Origin of the sequence: Pusillimonas sp. DMV24BSW_D (assembly GCF_011388195.1) — a bacterium.
GTDB classification, from domain to species: Bacteria; Pseudomonadota; Gammaproteobacteria; order Burkholderiales; family Burkholderiaceae_B; genus Neopusillimonas; species Neopusillimonas aestuarii.
This window is the reverse complement of sequence record NZ_CP049990.1, coordinates 1,456,235-1,473,885: the sequence shown is the minus strand read 5'-3', so window position 1 is coordinate 1,473,885 and position 17,651 is coordinate 1,456,235. Positions and strand designations below refer to the sequence as shown.

The following is a 17,651-nucleotide window of genomic DNA, read 5'->3' as shown; positions in this document are numbered from 1 at the left end:
CGATACCCTATTAGCTGTTGATCTGCAGAAACTTGACGGCCTCGAAATTCTGTATGCCGCCACCCACCCGCTTGGTCGTGTAAAACAGAACATTAGGCTTACTGGTGTATGGGTCGCGCAACACGCGAATACCAATCCGATCGATGATTAAGTACGCCCGCTTGAAGTCACCAAAGGCAACCGCCAAATTACCGTTCGTGGTCGCAGAGGGCATGCCGTCGTCGGTTTGCACAGGTTTCCCAAGGATGGTGGCAACTTCACCAGCGCCAGTGGGCGGCGCCCAAATGTACGATCCTTCAGCATCCTTAAACTTGCGCACTTTGTTCATCGTGACATCCGACATCAGCCACGAGGCAGCAGTGCGATAGCCGGACTTAAGCGCGTAGTACAGATCAATCAATGCATCTGCTGGGCTGACCGAAGTAGTAGGATCCGCAAAACCACCCGACTTGCCGCTTTTAACAAAGCCAACCTTGCCCCAGGTGTAATTTGCATTGGCAACCACAGGATAAGACAACAGACCACGAGGTTTGGCGACGCCATTTCCGTTAATGAACGCATCCCCTTCCTGCTCGGCAAACTCAATCGACACCTCATCACCTAACCACTGCTCGATATTCATCGAACCGTCGTCCAGCATGGTTTGAGTAGCCCCAGGCTGCGCGTATAGCTCCATTACTGGGAACTCCAGCCCTGACAAGTTAGGCGTGCCTGTTTCGGAGCGAGCTGAGCTCTCACCGACCCAGCCGGAAGTGGCGCCGCCAAGACTGACTAACTTCTTATAAGAAGCTGCGCCGATGGGGCGAACCGTTGCCAGGCCACGCATCGCCGAGAGGGTGCCTAATACGCGGTCAATGGTGTTTTCCATTTCCGAAGGCACAACAAAACCGCCGTCCGGGTCAGATTGCGTTGTGAGGCGAGCCGCCACTTCCAGATCACGCAAACCTGCCTCGGTACCTTTGCGAAACCACTGGTTAAATGCGCTCGCATGAGCGACGACATCTTTGTCTGCCTGCTTTGTGCCACCCATTTCAAAGCCCGCTGCCTTGACGGCGAGTTCTGCAATAGTGGCTTGCATCTCGTTCATGGCCGCATTGATATTCTCCAGCTTGGCAGCGGACAGGGCGTCATGGACGCCTTTCTTAACCTCAGCAAGCTGCGCGTCATTGGAGACCTTAAATTCATGCCAGGCGCGTTGTAGTTCGGCCAGCACTTCCTTAGGATTGGATGCGTCGGCGTGCACCGACTGGATACCGCGAATAAGATGATTGGGTTTCATTGTTTACTCCACAAATGAAAAAGCCCGCACAAATGCGGGCCATGGGTAGGGTTTAGGGTTACTGCCTCAGTGCTGCTATCGCCCGCAAAAGATCGGGCACTAGATCGGTACCAGCGTCGTGCGTAGCACCTGGGGCAGCGTCATGCGTACCCTTAATTTGTTCAAGCAAAGCACGCCGCTCGGAACGCGGCATGCCCTGCTTTGCTAAAAGACTATCTACCCGCCGCTTGGCGGCAAGGGCTGAGTTTTTCTGGTCCTGCTCTTCGATAATCTCGTCGGCAGGCAATAAACCTGTTGCGAACCCGGCGTCGACGGCGGCCTGACCATTCATCCAGGTTTCTGCGTCCATAAGTTGCGCAGCCTCTTTCACATCGATGCCGGCGGCAATAGAGTAAAGGTCGGCCATGCTCGCATCAAACTGATCCATGACGTCGGCAGCGGAGCGCAAATCGTGCCGGTTCCCAATCACCAGCGACCAGGCATTGTGAATCATGATGAATCCCGATTTGGCGACTTGAATCTCATCGCCTGCCATGGCAATAATCGATGCCGCCGACGCCGCCAACCCAACGACCTTGACCGTGATTTTGTGCGGATGCTCACGTAAGAGGTTGTAAATTGCCAACCCTTCGAAAAAATCACCGCCTGGGGAATTGATCAGCACCGTCACGTCGCGAGAACCGATTGCTCGAAGGGCAGCCCCAACTCGTTTTGCCGTCACGCCGTCAGACCAACCGTCAGAACCGACCATGTCGTATATGGTGATCGTGTCGGCGTCCGCCGCGCCTTTGACAGCCGCATCCCACCGCCCCACTGCATCGCTGGGTGCATCCCACTTAACTCCATCGATAGAAAGCGCATTAATTTTCGGTAACTGGCGCAGGCTCATTGCTCGGCTCCTCTTGATTATTACCCGCAGTATTCGGCGGGTCGTAGTACACATCACCGCCCTCGCGCGGGTTCTGATCTTCCATGGCTCGCACCTCATTGGGCGAGTACACGCCCCACTGCAAAGCCTTCACATAACTTTCCCAACGGCCTTTCGCATCACCACGAAGCAGGCCGTTAACATTGAATCTGGCATCTATGGTTTCCCACTCGGCCTCGGGTAGAAGATCGCGTTTGATCGACTCTTCCCATATCTTTATCCAATCATTCAGGGTGTAAGTAACAAACCCAATACCCTGCGACTCGATGCCCGAACCCCAGCTCGTCGTTTTCTCGGTCGCCCCAATCATGTGAGGCGGCACGCCGAAAAACATTGCAATGTCGTAGCGCTGAAAGTCTCGTGTTCCTAACCACTGCGCATCTTCTGCCGAAAGCGAGACAGGGTTTAACTTCATGTTCTCTTCGGCGAGAATCCATTTGCCCGCATTCTCCGCGCCGGCGTTTTTTTCATCGAGAGATTCCTTCAGGTTTTTCGCCGCTTCCGCCGATAACTTGCCCGGATGCTCGATTACCCCACCCGCTAACAGGCCGTTCTTAAAGAGCCGCGCACCCGCCTGTTCAGTCTGCAACGCAAGACCCAACGACTCGCGCATGTTCGACAACACCGACATACCGGTAACGCCATCAAGAGACATCCCGCGAAGGTGCAGAACATCCTTTTGGGCCAGGATCGTGGTCGACCCGTTGGCGCCGCTCACCTTGTATTGCATAGCAAGTGAGTTGAGCTGCTCGGCCTGCACGCGGTCTGGATGCAATGGAATCAAAGCAACAACATTGCGCCCCACCATTACCTTCCGCGCGTATGCGTTACCGCGAAGCAGCAAATGCGCCTGCATCATCCGACGAAACTCGGAAGGCGTTTGCCAAGGATTGGGCTTGACCGTTAATACCGGACGCAGTGGATGGCCGACAGCCGGACGACGGACGTTCTCGCTTTCACGCGCAATTAAGTCAAGCGGGAGTGTCGCTACCGCGCCACCAATAATATTGACGCACCGCCACGCCGCAGCCACGCGCATCGCAGACGCTTCAGTCACTATCGCCCCAGAGCTCGTATTGCCTCCGCGAATAATGTCGCTAAGACTAGCCCCGCCGGCCTGGGCGTGTGGACGCCTGCCGAGAAGCCGGCTAAATATCCCCATCATGTACCCTTGTCAAAATAATAGAACGCCGCGTTGCTCATACACAGACTCTTCTTTCGCCGGTTCCCGGCTGGCCAAACCCGTGGCCATGGTTAGAGCCACAATTCCGTCAACCCGTCCAGTTGCCTTGTCTTTGGCAATTTTGCGGTTCCCTGCCGGGTCCGAGTTGGTAATGGCATTTGCAGCGCACCAAGTTAATACCGGATTGCCCTCGTGTTTAAGCTCACGGTCAAGTAGCCGACGCTCCAGTTCATCAATGGCAGGACCCATATCTTTGAAACCTTGGCCAAAGGGCTCCAAATTTGGCAGGCTTACCCCCTCGTTACCCATCAAAGAGTTCAAGTCTTCAATTCGCCACCGGTCGTAAGCAATTCCTTGAATGTCATACAAGCCAGCAATTTGATGAAGCTGGTGAAGTACAGCCAACTTGTTGATAGCGCGGCCAGGCAAGGCGATTAAATGTCCCGCATCCCGCCACGCTAAGTAAGGCACCCGATCTCGCTCGGCCTTTTCGTGCAACCCGTCACCCGGCAGCCAGAACCACGCCCGGGTTCTCCAAAAAGGGTCATGCTCAACCGGCTCAAAAATCAGCGTGAAGGCGGTTAAATCCTGCGTGCTGGACAAATCCAACCCGCCCCAAGCCCGACGGTCTTCAAGCAACGCATCGTCGACTGGATCATCTTTACAACCCAGCCAAACATCGGCGCCAATCCATGGCGATGCCGCTTCGACCCACTGGCAAAAGTTCAGGCGGCGCACCGTTGACTCTTTACCGGGCATGCCCTTAGCTTCAGTGACCTGTTCCCTCAGATATTTGTAGCCCGGAACCCCGCCGTTTTCTTCTCCCTCGCGACCGAACTGAAGCGAAGGATTTGCCTTGGGCCAGCACGACTCATCTTTAAAAGGATCGTCGCCCTCATCGATGCCGCAGATGAAAGCAAAGAAACTGTCATCCTCGACCAGTCCCGCCGACACCCTGCAACCATATTCGTGGTACTCCCAACAAACGCTTGTTTTGTTCACGCCGCTATTGGTAATCATGAAAATCAGCGCTTGGCGCCGGTTTTTTGTGCCGGCCCGCATCATCTCAACCACTGTGCGGCTTTTGTGCTCATGAATCTCATCGAGCAACGCCGTATGGGGCCGAGGCCCCGACTGACCATCATCAGCACTAATGGGCCGAAAGAAACTACCGGCGGCGGGATATGCCAGGTTCCAAACTTTCTCGCCACGCCCGGACTTCTCAATACGGTCATTCAACAATGGCGACTGATCGACCATCGCCACCGCGTCGCGAAAAAGAATCATTGCCTGATCTTTTTTCGTCGCGGCCGCGTACACTTCCGCCCGGGCCTCACCATCAGCGGTCAGACCATACAAGCCCATGCCCGCTGCAAGGGGAGACTTGCCCGACCCCTTGGCCGTTTCTACGTAGGCCACACGAAAGCGTCGGTAACCATCCCTCGCACGCCATCCGTGCAACGAGCCGATAACGAAGCACTGCCATGGATTCGGGTTGAACGGCTCGCCTTCGTATTCCCCACCGTTCAAACAAAGCACTTCACGAAAGTACCCAATCGCACGGTGAACCGCCTGGAGGTCCCAAACTAAACCTCGATCTGCCCCATGCTCCAGGTCACGCAGATGACGGGCACATGCATCACGCACATGGAGTCCTGCAACATAATCACCACGCAGTGTTTTCGCGGCAAACAGGGTTACAGGATCATCAATTTCCCCGCACGTGACAGCATCAACGTAAGCCTGAATCCCCTCAAAAATACTTGGCTGCGGTATTTGCTTGCTCATTCGGGAAAAGCTCACCTTGAGGCGTTTGTGTATGACCTAATTTGGCTCGCGCTGCCGGGTTGAAGCCAAAGTTTGAGCCGGCCTTGTTCATGCGTTCCTCGGCACGATTGGCGATCTGCATCCAAACGCTGATTTGCTTGAAGCCGTTCGGCGTTTCGTCGATCATGCCCAGCTCACCCAGGCCCTCGATCATTTCCCGCGCCTTCTTCCAATCGGCCCATGCCTGGCAGTAAACCGCTAACTCACCTCGGTCCAGCTCATTGACCATGCCCAGCACTTTCAGGTCTTTGGCAATGCGCTTCCACTCAGCCTTAGCGTCAGTCGTTAAAAACGCAGGACACGGCGGGATCTTCACTGCCAATTCGGAATCTGGTTTACCCGGTTGCGCCGCCTTCAATTCAGCCGCACTTTTTTTGCTCGGATTTCCATGCAACAAATGCACAGTGGCCGGCAAAGCCTTTCTGCCAGAATTATTGTTACCAGCCATAAATCACCTATGTATTTCGGTATACCCCCCTCCCATTTTTCCCGCCGTTGCAAAGAGATTGGGGGGAGCGGTCTAGAGCGCAGGCCCGTTGGACTTTTTCACCCCCCCTACCGGTTCCAGTGGTGTCCGGAATCCAAGGGGAGGCCATCCAATGTGCAGCCTACGACAGCGCCCGACTTCTCCATTCGCTGTTTGATGCTGTCGTGACAGGTCTTGCACAATGACTGCCAGTTGTTGCGGTCCCAAAACAAGCGCCTTGCCTCTTTCAGCTGCTCTGGATCATTGCTTTCAATGGCTTCTTTCATTCGGGGTGGGACCTTGTGGTCGACCACGGTTGCCAACTCCGTTCTACCCTGCTGACCATGAAACACACAAAGCGGGTGTTTCTTTAAGAACGACTCACGTGCTTTCTGCCACTTGTAGCCGTAACCACGCTGCGCTGAAGTAGGTTCGCTCATTTGATTACTTTGGTTCGAACCGACCTCGCTACCCAATAGCCAACCTTTTCAGGGTCTGGCTCAGAGTTCGTCAGCCTTGCCATGAGCACAACGCCCATCAAGTACCAACGTATCCACCATGCCAAGCTGATTCGAGTTTTGATTGTTGCCATTCAAGAATGGGAAATCGATATGCCAGGCCCCAGCCCCTTATGACGCCTGGGTGAGAATATGCACTTATCGGGATCATCAGAACCAAACATCTCGACCTCCAAAAAAGAAAACCCGGCAAGCATCAGCATGCTGCCGGGACAAGGGCTTTCGAAAAAGCCTCAGGAGACAACCAGAAAACAAAAAGCCCGGCTGTTTGAAGGCTCGGGCTTTGTTGTTCAGAGCATTGCGTCGCAAGCTCCGCAGGAATGTACAGGATTATCCACGATCCAGTATATGTCTCATAATTCAAAATGTTACAGGGCGCACGTTTTGGGTCGCTTGCTGCGCTCCATTAGCCACTCAGCAACACGATAGTCAGCTTGGCAAAGCCGCCGATGCAAAGTTCCACGAACAACACCCAGGTCGCGTGAAACCGTATCCAACGTCCCGCCTTTACATGTGTGCCATGCCCTCACCGCATCGCGCAGGTCAGGCGGCAGTGACCCTATGGCCTCGTCGGTTAAGCCACACTCAATATCATCAACCGGCACGAATGACGTGAACCCACCGTCGCCACTTACGCTCACACGCTTGCCGCTTTTCCACTCCATCAACCTAGCCAATGGATGCATTGCGCCACCGGCGGCACCGCCGCCACGAGTTACCCACAAACCCCATGCATCGAACCGTGCCTGAATGTCAGGCAAACGTTTATGAGTCATTGAATGGCCTCCAGGCAATTTTGGACGAAAATGAGTTCCTGCATCGATTCTCTTTCCTAAAAGACACTGTTATCCCCTGTCACTTCCACAAAAGGCCCCCCCTACCCCCCACGCACAAAAAAAGGAGGTAGAGAGGACGGCTTCCACCCGCTTTCGCGGATCCACACCTCAGGCTTATTACGCCTGCCCCCGGGCCTGTGGATACGGCCAGCCCGCCGGATTGTTCGGGAGTTGCACCCTAGTTGCCAAGCAACGTACCGGTACCGGTTTCTTACGCGCTCGCGGTGGCGCGGTGTTTCTTGTCCTGCCGGCCCATACAGGCCCTGTTGCGTTTAAAGGCGCGGGACCCACGCCCGCGTCTCTACGCTTCGTAATGCTGGTTTTCGTCAAGCACGGCTTGAATACGCGCTTTGTACTGTTCGGTTGTCTCACCCGGCCTGGCCGGTCCTGCACCTACTTCCCGACCTTTACGTTCCATCAACACGTGCGATGTCCACCAGGGCGGGCCACTTTGGCGTTTGGGCTTTGGCAGTGGCGGGAACACGTCACCACCCAATTCGTCTTCCCAGCGCTCACCATTCAACCAGGTGGCCGGGTGTGGAATATGGCAGCGTGCCCGCCCTTCCTTGCGCCACTGGGCAATATGATCTGGCAGCGCCTGAAAAGCCGCGATCTGTTTGGTTGTGGACAACTTGCCCCAAGCCCTCAATGCTGCTTTCTTGGCCTCTCGACGTGGCCACGCAGACCAGAAATCCTCGAACGTGGGAATACATTGATCAACCAGGCGGTTCACCTGGCTGCGCTGCGCTGTTGGCGCCGACTGGACAGGATGCGTCATACACACCTCTACGTTTCTTGAGAAAACAAAAACCCTGTACCCGCTGAAAAGCAGGCACAAACATAAATTGGATAAGGGATTTAATTGACGGGAGCTTAAGGCGGCTCGTGGCTTAGCCCCAGCACATAGGTTTCAATTGCGTTTATCGCCATAGCGCCGAGACCCCATAGTCGAAAATGGTCGATGAGACACTTTTGCCGTAACAAGCAACCGGTCGACGGGCTTGCGGAATCCTCTGCCGGCGCACAACCTGCACTTGGCCACGCGTCACCAGACGATGACAAATGTTTTTCACCGTGCGCTCGGGCAAGCCAAGTCGCAAGCAAAGCTCACGTGCGGTCATCGGCTGCTCAAGCAACGCCGCCAAGGCTTCGGTAGTTTTGGGATCAGGAGGACGTGACATAGGCTTACCTCTTGCTTTTGGTAGCTGCACACAAAGACCGAAGCTGATTCGCCGCCACAATCATTTCGGCCAGTTCACGGTCGATGCGACGCAACTCATTTGGGGTGACGTTGCCATCCTCAACAGAAGCCGTCACCGCTCCAAGAAAATCACCGAATTCCCGCGCCGCATCCGAGATCGAGCGAAACATGCGATTGCCATTGCCCACGCTGGAGACTTGAATGCAAATATGGTCCAGGTCGGTGGCCAGCCCATGCAGCATGCGGTAGTCACCTGTTGCCTGCATGATCTTTCGCGCCTGCGGCACCGTTAAATGGTTGGCTTTGTCGGTTAGGCACACCTTGTGCGACAGAACAGAGCCATTGATGTCCACCACTGCGCCCAATGCCTTCGCGCCGCCGTCATAGTCGGAAACCGTGGACAAAGCGGCTACCTCAAATGAATAGCTCATTGCGCCTCCCCAATCAACACGCGCTGTATGAAACGCTCACTGAACTCCAGCACCTCACCGTTCACCTTTAAAACGGCTACGCGCTCGTATTCTCGTTCGGTGCGTGGCGCATATTTATCCACAACCCGAGCACTCCAACGCACAAAAGACCCCTGCAGGCCGCTAGGCAACCGCACGCGCGTCCCCACTTCAATGAACACTGTCATAGATCACCTTTGAACTTGGAAATGGTGTCGGGAGGTCCAATGGGAATACGCTCATCGGACTTTTCGGGCTTCCACGGATTATGGGCGGCCAATCCTAATCGGTTAAGCTTAGAGATTCCTGTAACCAAACCTTTCCGAAAAGGACTGACCATGGACGAGCACAATATTGATTCTCTGCTGGGGAAGTTCATCGCTCAAAACTCCCTACTTGCTTCCCTAATAAGGGTATTGCCACTAGAAGGGCTACGAGCCCTAGAGTCAGAGCTACATCGTGATGTGGCGTTCGGAAAGGACTTCTTTGTCGCTCAGAACTGTTCCGAGCAGACGATTTCGAGTTTTGAGTGGCAGGCTGACGCAAATATTGAACTTGTTCGTAAGGCACTCGCGGATAAAGAAGCGCTTCAAAGCCCCGACGCCGCTCTTCATTGGATGAAGGAACGCCTCGACCCCAAGAATGAGCGCTAATTTCGCATTGATTATTGGGTGTTGTCATATATCAGCCCTTTTTGACGTGGCGCGACCATGCTCTATAAGCGAAGATGAACGCAATGGAAATAACACTTCGAATAACTAAAGGAGAAGATTTTTGGATATCGGAAACGGAGTAACCCTCTCTCACGAAGACATGCAGGAGCTTTATGAATATGCGACCTACCTTGCCCGCAGCGCCTTTGGAGAACCAACCGACGACCACATAGACGGCGTTTTTGATCGGTTGCTTTTCAATGAAGCCTACGGAGCGGGACCTTACGGCGCGACAACCTTGCATTGAGGCGGTCAATCCCAATCGATTAAGCTCGGAGATTCCAGTAACCAAACTTTTACGAAAAGGATTGACCATGAAAGACCCGCAAACGACTGCTGATGTAGCTTTGGCCCAATCGAATCTTGCGTACGTAACCGTCATGGCTTTGACCCAAGTAGCTTTTGATCGAGGCGATCCACGGCTGCTGAAACTCGCCGATGCGATAGAAGAAGCAGGCGCAGCAATAAGAGCAACAATGGTCGGGCCAGATGCCTCCAAACAGGCGATTTCATTACTTGAAAATGAGCTGACCAATCTTTTGAAGACACTTCGCGAACGTGCAAAAGGCTAGCGTCACAGAACGACATTTGAATAACGTCGCCGCCCACATCGACGGCGACATTGCGCAAGATGGGCTTGTCCATTACAGGCCCCCTTTCATGCCGCGACTAATCGGCCCGTTTTTACGCAGGTCTTTGAGCATGACGTCAATGATCTGCTGGGCATTGATTAGCGACGGTTTCGATTTCGACTGATGCCGCTCAAGCGCAGGCCGAATCAACCACAAAACAAGTCGGGAGTAGATTTCACGCATGTTCAGCCTCTTTGAGTTCTGGCTTGAGGGTGTCTGGATGAGGGATAACTCCAGGGTGTCGCTCGTGGAAAAACATCATCCACGCACGGGGGATTTCGTTTTGCTTCACCCATTGCGAAAGTCGGCCTTTACTGAGACGTGTTATGCGCATCACCTCAGCCCGCCCGCCCATGATTTCGATAATTTGATTCGCGTTCATGCAATAAAGTTTAGATATTTCTATACATTAAGTCAAGAATTATCTAGACCACGGTTTAGAATTTTCTTGCTTTAATCTCAAAATGGACCGAAGGCTAAAAAAACACGCAAACCGCCGCGCACGATTGCAGCAGCTCATCCAAGAACGAGCTGAAGGAAATCAGGCGAAATTTGGGGCTCAGTATGGATATGCTCGTGCCCGCATCGGTCAATTTTTGTCTCCGTCTTACAACGGCGGCCTAAGCATGGGTGAAGGAGTTGTCGAAAAATTGGAGGTTGCATGCGACCTCCCAGACGGATGGTTTGATTGGCCAGCAGACGGCTCTAAAGACTGGCCTTTTAAACGCGTTGATGAACAAAAGATACGCAGCCTGAAACCAGCTGAATTGTCGAAAGTTGAAGACTCTTTGCTTGAGTCGGCCAACTTGCTTGGCCTGGACATCAAAAAAGCATAGCCCCCCTTTGGTGCGGGTTCGGGCTGTAGGTTGGTGGGGATCAGGAAGGGGTGATATTGCCCTGTAAGTAACGAAAGTTTAGTTTGATGTGGGGTGCGACTTAATCTGTATAAATCAACAGGAAAAAGCTAGAATGACAGATATGAGTGATTTCCGTATTACCTTCGACGGCCCCGCACTTGAAACGTCTCAAATGGACGTTCAAGAGCTTGCGCCTGCGCTTCTTGCTGTTGGCGATTTGCTTTCCGCTTCTACGCAAGCATTGTGTGGCGAAAAGGTAAGGCCTCAGGTGAACGTGAAAGGAAGTTTCAAAACCGGATCATTCGGGATTGATTTTTCGCTTATTACCGATTTGCTAACTAAAATGCGCGATATTTTCGCATCTGACGGCGCTGCTGCTGTTGCGAATGCGAGCTCTATATTGGCTCTTTTGGGTATTTCGGCGAGCGCAGGACGCAAGGGCTTGCTTCAGGTCCTAGGATGGTTAAAAGGCAGGCAAATTCAACGCGTAGAAGCTAAAGAAAACACCGCAATTCTACATGTTGACAATGATCAACTTGAAATTGAGCTTGCTGTTTTGAGGTTATTGCGTGACATGGCTGTAAGGGAAGCGACAGAACGTATGCTTGAGCCCCTTACAAAAGAAGGCGTGAATAAGTTTTATGCTGGCACAGAAAGTAAGGCATCTGCAACGATCAGTTCCGATGAAGTGAGCTGGTATTCCGCGCCGCAAGCGCAAGATGACTTGTTAGTTGATGAAACAAGGAAGATGGTTTTCTCAATAGTCTCTTTGGCTTTCAAGGAAGACAACAAGTGGCGTCTGCATGACGGAAACTCGACAATCAGCGCGTCTATCGCTGACGCCGATTTTCAGCATAAGGTAGATATGAACCAAATTAGTTTCGCGAAAGGCGATGTACTGGTGTGCGACGTACGCGTTAGACAATGGCAATCCACCAGCGGGGCAAAAACCGAATACGAAGTTATTCGAGTTCTGGAACATAGAACAGGGGCTAGGCAAATTCCGTTCCCGGGCCTCTAATTTATCCGCACTCTAACCCGCCCCGGCGGGTTTTTTATTGTCCCTCCCTAATTCCCGGTCGTTCTGACTGGGGTTTTCCCTCAATCATTCCCGCAGCGCCACACCCCTAAACGGCTCCCAAAAGCTATCCACAAGTTATCCACTGGTTATTACTTGTACTGTATTTTTATACAGTGTAATTTGCAGTTGTAAAAGAAACGCCCCGGAGCTTGGACCCTCCGAGGCATTAATACTGCAACTTGCTATATAAGGATAGCGGCATGAATGATAACAAGAAACCAGAGCACGACGGATACGTTCAAATCGCGAGCGATGAATTCGACAGCGGGCATCGCGCACTTAAAGCAATTGAACTCGCATTATTTACGTACATCCAGACCGGCCGAGACACAATTGAATCGGCAGGCCATGACATCGACACGCTCTTCGACATAATCGAGAGCCAGACACAGATCGCTAAAGGCTGCTTTGAACCAGCCCCTCGGCGCTAACTAACTACTGCTCCCCCTTTTTTAGAGCTTTTTCGTAACGCCGCAGAAGGCATGTACAAATTAAGTTTAGATTTTTCTTGACATTAATGTTTAGATAATTCTATACTTTAGTCATGCACCACAGAACAGTTAAGGCAAAGCAATGACAACGACCGCATACCTACTCCTACTCACCACGGCCCTGGCCCTTGCGGCCGCATTGGATAGCATCTGGATGAAGTACCTGCGGCCGTATCTGTCGAACAAGTACCGCCTGCGACCAATTAGCCAAAGCGAATGCATACCAAAAGTCGCATGGCTGGGTGCGTGGGCTTTTTTGATCGCGGTCTCAGCCGCCTATCTGGTGGCCAGGCACATCGCCGCAGGCTGACAAGGTGAAGCCATGAAGTCAACAGCGACCCGAGACCAGCTCCTAAAGGCATTCAAGCTTGCCCGCATACAAAGACTTTCATTCGAACAGGCACTGGAAATTCCTTGTTTGGCGATCGCTTTATCAAATACCGCTCTTGCACTTGAACAAGCAAGGGCAAAACCAGCACCAAAACCACGCATCGACGTGAAACGAATCGCCGCCGGCGATATCGACTAAACCAAAAGGAGAGCATCCATGCAGCAACTACAAATACCCCCTCTTGCCGAAGGCGAAACTTATATCGGCGCAATCGGCGATCAACGCGGGGACGTGTACCACCTCATTCTGCTACCGGGCGACAACGACGACGCCAGTTGGTCGGAGCAGCTTGAATGGGCCAAGAGCATCGGCGGCGACCTGCCCAACAAGATCGAGCTTGCCATGCTTTGGAACACCTGCAGGGATCAGTTCCAAAAAGACTGGTACTGGTCGAACCAGGAGCACGAAATCGATTCCAGCTACGCCTGGTTGCAGTACTTCAGCTACGGCGGTCAGCTCAGCCTCGACCAGGGTGTCGAGCTTCGCGCCCGTGCCGTCCGCAGATTGCCCATTTAATCATTTAACAATTTGAGGTGAGCATGACAGCCATCACACTTGAATCGATCAAAGCCGAGCAAGAGCGCTTGGCAGGCCTGATCAACACGTACGCAAACCAGCTACAGCCGAACGACTACGAAGTTCCGGCCACAACAATCAAGCTTTTCCCGGGCGAACGTTACGCCGGCATCGCACTCGGCACTGAAGGCCAGCCTTCGCACCATTTGATCCTACTGCCAGGCGAGATTGAAGAAGCCACGTGGGCCAAAGCGGGTAAATGGGCGGCAAAAAATGGCTGCGACCTGCCCTCACGTCAGGAACAGGCCCTTTTGTTTGCGAACCTACGTGGTGAATTCGCCAGCACCTGGTACTGGTCGAACCAGGAACACGAGAGCGATTCCAGCCGCGCCTGGGGTCAGCTCTTCACCAACGGCATTCAGGACACCTTCGTCAAGGGTGTCGAGCTTCGCGCCCGTGCCGTCCGCAGATTAATTATTGATTAATTCAGTCATTTAACCAGCATGGCCATCCACACCAACCTGCCCATTTACAAGGTCGCTTACAACTTGCTCGATGTTGTCACCGAGCTCGTTAAGCACATGGACCGTAATTTCAAACGCTCGATTGGCGAGAAAATTTCCAACGAGTGCATTGAAATTGTTGTCCTGGTGTTTCGGGCCAATGTCGCACAAGACAAAGAACCGCACCTTATTGAACTGTTGGAGCGGGTCCAGGTAATCAACCTGATGCTACGGCTCGGTCACGACAAGCGTGTTATCTCCCGCCCGAGCTACGCAAAGGCGGTCGAATTAACAACGAGTATTGGTAAGCAGGCCAATGGATGGCGCCGCGCCGCAACCCGCCCGATTCATGGAGGTCAAGGCCGTCATGACTGAGCGGAAATTCAATCTGGTCGTGCCGCTGCCTCACAAAGGCACCGACATGCGCACAAAGGAAACCCCCGTCACATTGCCGGCCAGGTCCTGCGCAGTTTCCCCGTTGACTAATCGACCGGGCGACGTAGATAGCACGATGAGTCCAGCTACGCCTGGAATCAGAACTTCAACAACGGCAATCAGAACAACAACGACAAGGGTGTCGAGCTTCGCGCCCGTGCCGTCCGCAGATTGGAGCGCACCTGCTGACTTTACGTTTGGCGAAATGCTGGACGCTTACTTTGACTGCCGTGAACGAAAACGCAATAGTGCCAGCGCCCTTGCTTTTGAGGAGAACCTGGAAGAAAACCTGCGTGAACTTCACGACGAGCTCGTACACGGGCATTACCGGCCCGGCAAATCGGTTTGCTTCATCATCACCCACCCCAAGCCAAGAGAGGTGTGGGCCGCGACTTTCCGCGACCGCGTGGTTCATCACTTACTGCACAACAAAATCTCCCCACGATTCACGGCTCGCTTTATCGCCGACTCCTGCGCATGTATCCCAGGCCGAGGAACTGCCTACGCAGCCACGCGGCTTGAATCCAAAGCCCGGAGCATTACTCAAAACTGGAGCCGACCTGCGCACTATATGAAGTGCGATCTGGCCAACTTCTTTGTGAGCATCGATAAACGGATCGTGCGCAATTTGTTGGCCAGGCACATCCATGAACCATGGTGGCTCCAGTTGGCAGACATCATCTTGTTTCATGATCCCCGTGAAAACTACGAATTGCGTGGCAACCCAGCGCTGCTAAAGCTGGTACCGCCACATAAACGCCTGTGCAATCAGCCCTCTCATTTGGGCCTGCCCATAGGCAACCTTTCCAGCCAGTTCTTTGCAAACGTATATCTGAACGTGCTGGATCAGTTCGTAAAGCACAGCCTAAGGTGCCGGCACTACATACGCTACGTGGATGATTTCGTACTACTGCACGAGTCGCCGCAGTGGCTGAACCAAGCACGACATCAAATCGAAACAGTCCTGCAAAACGAACTCAATGCCAGCTTAAACCCAAAGAAAACGATTCTCCAACCGCTTGATCGTGGTGTTGATTTTGTTGGGCAGGTAATCAAGCCATGGCATCGTACGCTACGCCGGCGCACGTTCAATCTCGCCATGGACCGAGTCAGGTCAATGGACTCAAAGAACCTATATGAATCGGCCAACAGCTATTACGGCTTATTGCGGCAAGCATCGCACAGCCACCATGATCGCGCCCGCTTTTCAAATCAACTGCGCCGAAGAGGTCACACCGTCAAAGGCGACTTAACCAAAACCTACCGGAAACATTGAAGAGGAAATTATGGCCACTAATCCTGTACTGGCGTGCGCACCAAAGAATACGCGCAGCTCACTTCACCTAATTGGCCTGGCCGGTCGAGCCGGCGCCGGCAAGGACACGTGTGCTGACATCATGTTTTCTCAACATGATTTCGCCACCACCGCCTTTGCCGCACCCCTTCGCCGCGAAATCATTTCTGCATTCCGGATCGATGGTGCGCTCTTTTCAGTTGAACAGAAAGAGCGCCGCACCCCAGCGCTGGCCATTAATCGTTGCGCCGACTCAGGGTTCATTCAACGGATGACGGAACTGGGTGTTGACCTGGCCGAAGCCAGATCCCCCAGGGAAATCATGCGCTGGTGGGGAACTGAGTACCGACGGCACCAAAACGAGCGGTATTGGACAGACCTGATGCGACATTGGATAGATTGCATGGCTTTGGATGGCATCAGACGCCTCGTCATAACCGATGTTCGTTTTCTGAACGAGGCGCAGTTCATTCAATCGCTTGGTGGATCAATCTGGAGAGTACGCCGACCGGTCGCGGAAGCAAAACATGTCGACCACCAATCGGAAACGGAAGTCGCAGCCATTTGGCCTGACGCCGTGATCGATAACACGGGCTCTTTGGGCGACTTGGCCGGGGTAATTGAAGCCACCCTGTTAGATACTTTCTTGACCCGAGGTGAGGCATGAGAAAGCGAAGCAAACACTATTGCCCCAAACGCGCCGAAATCCCGATGCTGGTTAAAGCCTATCGAGCCTTCAGCCCCCTGCAAGACATCGTGGATCAGATCGCCAAAGACGGCACCCTGAATTGCTCTGCACGTGGTGTGCCGATGTTTCGAGATTTGGAAGACGGTCAGTGGTACGACACCGCCGTGGCCCTGCAGGGCGTTATCGACCATCTGGAAATGTACCAGCTGCGCCACCAGGTGAACCTGCCGTTAGATTCGCTGAAAGAGTTTCACAAAGGGATCGAATACGCGATACCGGTATCGGCGACCTTGTTGGCCAAGCTTCAGCGTGACATACCGCGCCTGCAGGGAGCTTTAGCCCGAAGTAATCCTGATGATGTCAATGACATTTTGAGGCAGGTGCAGATTAAAGAACTGCTCGAGGAACGACAATGCTAGACCTCATAAAACAAAGCACACTTACCGAAGGTGGGAAAGGAAGCTGGACGCAAGTCGAGTTGGAGGCAATTAAAAAATACTATCCCAACACCCCAACCAAAATAATCGCCAAAGAACTCGGCAGAACCGTAAAGCAAGTCTATGGCCAGGCAAAGCGTCTTGGGATCAAGAAAACCGAAGAGTACTTGGCAAGCCCTCATGCCAGCCGGTTGCGTCGAGGTGATCAAGTGGGGCAAGAAACGCAGTTCAAAGCCGGGCATACACCGTGGAACAAGGGCAAGCCAGGCTTAACTGGCCACCACCCCAACACCAAAAGAACGCAGTTCAAAAAAGGCCAAATGCATGGTGCCGCCCAACACAATTACGTTCCTCTTGGGTCGCTTCGCGTCACCAAATATGGGGCCTTAGAGCAAAAGGTAACTGACGACCCAAACCTTTACCCGGCAAAGCGGTGGCGGCCTGTGGCCCATCTTGTGTGGGAAAGGGAGTGCGGCCCGATACCTGACGGTCACATTGTTAGATTTAAGCCCGGATTACACACCGTCGAGTACGACGAAATCACCGTTGATCGGCTTGAACTTATCACCCGCGCCGAAAACATGCGGCGCAACACTTTACACAATTACCCGAAAGAGATTGCGCATGCCATCCAATTGCGCGGTGCCTTGAACAGGAGAATTAATCGTGTCCAGAAACATCAACGATCTACGTGAGGGTCTATTCGACGCAATGGACTTGCTCAAGAAAGACAAATTGAGCGTCGAACAAGCTAAGGCCATCAGCGATATGAGCCAGGTGATTATCAACAGCGCCAAGGTGGAGGTCGATTACATCCGGGCCAACAATGGCGGCGAAACTCCGTTCCTCGAGGCCATCGGTAACGACAACTTGCCTCCAGGGGTCATTGACCGGCGCGTGCATCGGATCAAGTAACCCAACTTATC

General features: G+C 53.2%; 29 protein-coding genes. 16 read left to right on the top strand and 13 right to left on the bottom strand.

The features are described from left to right. Positions 1–10: 10 nt before the first annotated feature. The 11 genes from G9Q38_RS07205 to G9Q38_RS07155 all read right to left on the bottom strand — a co-directional run bounded on the left by G9Q38_RS07205 (position 11) and on the right by G9Q38_RS07155 (position 8,875). Complete coding sequence (locus G9Q38_RS07205) at positions 11–1,279, bottom strand: phage major capsid protein (protein ID WP_166129399.1); 1,269 nt, start codon at positions 1,277–1,279, stop codon at positions 11–13. 58 nt (positions 1,280–1,337) lie between these two features. Then, positions 1,338–2,168: a head maturation protease, ClpP-related gene (locus G9Q38_RS07200; RefSeq protein WP_166129397.1), complete on the bottom strand. Its 831-nt coding sequence runs from the start codon at positions 2,166–2,168 to the stop codon at positions 1,338–1,340. Continuing rightward, the gene (locus G9Q38_RS07195) at positions 2,140–3,264 is read right to left on the bottom strand and encodes a phage portal protein (protein ID WP_166129394.1); all 1,125 of its coding nucleotides are present in this window, start codon (positions 3,262–3,264) and stop codon (positions 2,140–2,142) included. The genes G9Q38_RS07200 and G9Q38_RS07195 overlap by 29 nt, the downstream gene beginning before the upstream one ends. A 117-nt stretch (positions 3,265–3,381) precedes the next feature. After that, entirely contained in the window at positions 3,382–5,178 is a 1,797-nt protein-coding gene (locus tag G9Q38_RS07190) for a terminase large subunit (RefSeq protein ID WP_166129392.1), read from the bottom strand. Next, positions 5,144–5,665: a phage terminase small subunit P27 family gene (locus G9Q38_RS07185; RefSeq protein ID WP_166129389.1), complete on the bottom strand. Its 522-nt coding sequence runs from the start codon at positions 5,663–5,665 to the stop codon at positions 5,144–5,146. Before G9Q38_RS07185 ends, G9Q38_RS07190 begins: the two co-directional genes overlap by 35 nt. 107 nt (positions 5,666–5,772) lie before the next feature. Then, positions 5,773–6,123, bottom strand: coding sequence for an HNH endonuclease (locus G9Q38_RS07180; protein WP_166129386.1), 351 nt, complete (start codon positions 6,121–6,123; stop codon positions 5,773–5,775). Positions 6,124–6,569: 446 nt separating this feature from the next. Further along, entirely contained in the window at positions 6,570–6,977 is a 408-nt protein-coding gene (locus G9Q38_RS07175) for a hypothetical protein (protein ID WP_166129384.1), read from the bottom strand. Positions 6,978–7,338: 361 nt separating this feature from the next. Then, complete coding sequence (locus G9Q38_RS07170) at positions 7,339–7,815, bottom strand: LvrA C-terminal domain-related protein (protein WP_166129381.1); 477 nt, start codon at positions 7,813–7,815, stop codon at positions 7,339–7,341. Positions 7,816–7,957: 142 nt separating this feature from the next. Continuing rightward, entirely contained in the window at positions 7,958–8,218 is a 261-nt protein-coding gene (locus G9Q38_RS07165) for a MarR family transcriptional regulator (RefSeq protein ID WP_166129379.1), read from the bottom strand. A 4-nt stretch (positions 8,219–8,222) separates the two neighbouring features. Then, the gene (locus tag G9Q38_RS07160; RefSeq protein ID WP_166129376.1) at positions 8,223–8,669 is read right to left on the bottom strand and encodes a phage regulatory CII family protein; all 447 of its coding nucleotides are present in this window, start codon (positions 8,667–8,669) and stop codon (positions 8,223–8,225) included. Continuing rightward, entirely contained in the window at positions 8,666–8,875 is a 210-nt protein-coding gene (locus G9Q38_RS07155; protein WP_166129374.1) for a hypothetical protein, read from the bottom strand. Before G9Q38_RS07155 ends, G9Q38_RS07160 begins: the two co-directional genes overlap by 4 nt. A 150-nt stretch (positions 8,876–9,025) precedes the next feature. Here G9Q38_RS07155 and G9Q38_RS07150 point away from each other — a divergent pair, with 150 nt between their 5' ends. The 3 genes from G9Q38_RS07150 to G9Q38_RS07140 all read left to right on the top strand — a co-directional run bounded on the left by G9Q38_RS07150 (position 9,026) and on the right by G9Q38_RS07140 (position 9,972). Next, positions 9,026–9,340, top strand: coding sequence for a hypothetical protein (locus G9Q38_RS07150; RefSeq protein ID WP_166129371.1), 315 nt, complete (start codon positions 9,026–9,028; stop codon positions 9,338–9,340). Positions 9,341–9,461: 121 nt separating this feature from the next. Further along, complete coding sequence (locus G9Q38_RS07145; protein ID WP_114419603.1) at positions 9,462–9,647, top strand: hypothetical protein; 186 nt, start codon at positions 9,462–9,464, stop codon at positions 9,645–9,647. Between the two features lie 67 nt (positions 9,648–9,714). Beyond that, a complete protein-coding gene (locus G9Q38_RS07140) occupies positions 9,715–9,972 on the top strand; it encodes a hypothetical protein (RefSeq protein WP_166129368.1) in 258 nt (85 codons plus the stop codon). Positions 9,973–10,044: 72 nt separating this feature from the next. Here the strand turns inward: G9Q38_RS07140 and G9Q38_RS07135 are convergent, their stop codons facing one another. Then, the gene (locus tag G9Q38_RS07135) at positions 10,045–10,215 is read right to left on the bottom strand and encodes a hypothetical protein (protein ID WP_166129366.1); all 171 of its coding nucleotides are present in this window, start codon (positions 10,213–10,215) and stop codon (positions 10,045–10,047) included. Next, positions 10,208–10,414 (bottom strand): hypothetical protein, encoded by a 207-nt coding sequence (locus G9Q38_RS07130; protein ID WP_166129363.1) that lies wholly within the window; start codon positions 10,412–10,414, stop codon positions 10,208–10,210. Before G9Q38_RS07130 ends, G9Q38_RS07135 begins: the two co-directional genes overlap by 8 nt. A gap of 124 nt (positions 10,415–10,538) precedes the next feature. Between G9Q38_RS07130 and G9Q38_RS07125 the strand changes: the two genes are divergently transcribed. The 13 genes from G9Q38_RS07125 (at position 10,539) to G9Q38_RS07065 (ending at position 17,640) form a co-directional block, all read left to right on the top strand. Then, complete coding sequence (locus G9Q38_RS07125) at positions 10,539–10,868, top strand: hypothetical protein (protein ID WP_166129360.1); 330 nt, start codon at positions 10,539–10,541, stop codon at positions 10,866–10,868. A 133-nt stretch (positions 10,869–11,001) separates the two neighbouring features. Further along, complete coding sequence (locus tag G9Q38_RS07120) at positions 11,002–11,910, top strand: LAPAL motif-containing putative phage structural protein (protein ID WP_166129358.1); 909 nt, start codon at positions 11,002–11,004, stop codon at positions 11,908–11,910. A gap of 260 nt (positions 11,911–12,170) precedes the next feature. After that, entirely contained in the window at positions 12,171–12,401 is a 231-nt protein-coding gene (locus G9Q38_RS07115) for a hypothetical protein (RefSeq protein WP_166129355.1), read from the top strand. Between the two features lie 142 nt (positions 12,402–12,543). Next, positions 12,544–12,771, top strand: a complete 228-nt coding sequence (locus G9Q38_RS07110; protein WP_166129353.1) for a hypothetical protein — start codon at positions 12,544–12,546, stop codon at positions 12,769–12,771. Positions 12,772–12,783: 12 nt separating this feature from the next. Next, positions 12,784–12,990, top strand: coding sequence for a hypothetical protein (locus tag G9Q38_RS07105; RefSeq protein ID WP_166129350.1), 207 nt, complete (start codon positions 12,784–12,786; stop codon positions 12,988–12,990). A gap of 18 nt (positions 12,991–13,008) precedes the next feature. Next, the gene (locus G9Q38_RS07100; RefSeq protein ID WP_166129348.1) at positions 13,009–13,368 is read left to right on the top strand and encodes an Lcl C-terminal domain-containing protein; all 360 of its coding nucleotides are present in this window, start codon (positions 13,009–13,011) and stop codon (positions 13,366–13,368) included. 23 nt (positions 13,369–13,391) lie between these two features. Further along, a complete protein-coding gene (locus G9Q38_RS07095) occupies positions 13,392–13,853 on the top strand; it encodes an Lcl C-terminal domain-containing protein (protein ID WP_166129345.1) in 462 nt (153 codons plus the stop codon). A gap of 18 nt (positions 13,854–13,871) precedes the next feature. Continuing rightward, entirely contained in the window at positions 13,872–14,246 is a 375-nt protein-coding gene (locus G9Q38_RS07090) for a four helix bundle protein (protein WP_166129342.1), read from the top strand. After that, positions 14,239–15,582, top strand: a complete 1,344-nt coding sequence (locus tag G9Q38_RS07085) for an RNA-directed DNA polymerase (protein ID WP_166129339.1) — start codon at positions 14,239–14,241, stop codon at positions 15,580–15,582. Before G9Q38_RS07090 ends, G9Q38_RS07085 begins: the two co-directional genes overlap by 8 nt. 10 nt (positions 15,583–15,592) lie before the next feature. After that, positions 15,593–16,267, top strand: coding sequence for a deoxynucleotide monophosphate kinase family protein (locus G9Q38_RS07080; protein ID WP_166129337.1), 675 nt, complete (start codon positions 15,593–15,595; stop codon positions 16,265–16,267). After that, positions 16,264–16,707: a hypothetical protein gene (locus G9Q38_RS07075; protein ID WP_166129334.1), complete on the top strand. Its 444-nt coding sequence runs from the start codon at positions 16,264–16,266 to the stop codon at positions 16,705–16,707. Before G9Q38_RS07080 ends, G9Q38_RS07075 begins: the two co-directional genes overlap by 4 nt. Then, positions 16,701–17,420, top strand: a complete 720-nt coding sequence (locus G9Q38_RS07070) for an HNH endonuclease family protein (protein ID WP_166129331.1) — start codon at positions 16,701–16,703, stop codon at positions 17,418–17,420. The genes G9Q38_RS07075 and G9Q38_RS07070 overlap by 7 nt, the downstream gene beginning before the upstream one ends. After that, complete coding sequence (locus G9Q38_RS07065; RefSeq protein WP_166126484.1) at positions 17,392–17,640, top strand: hypothetical protein; 249 nt, start codon at positions 17,392–17,394, stop codon at positions 17,638–17,640. The genes G9Q38_RS07070 and G9Q38_RS07065 overlap by 29 nt, the downstream gene beginning before the upstream one ends. The last annotated feature ends 11 nt before the right edge of the window (positions 17,641–17,651 follow it).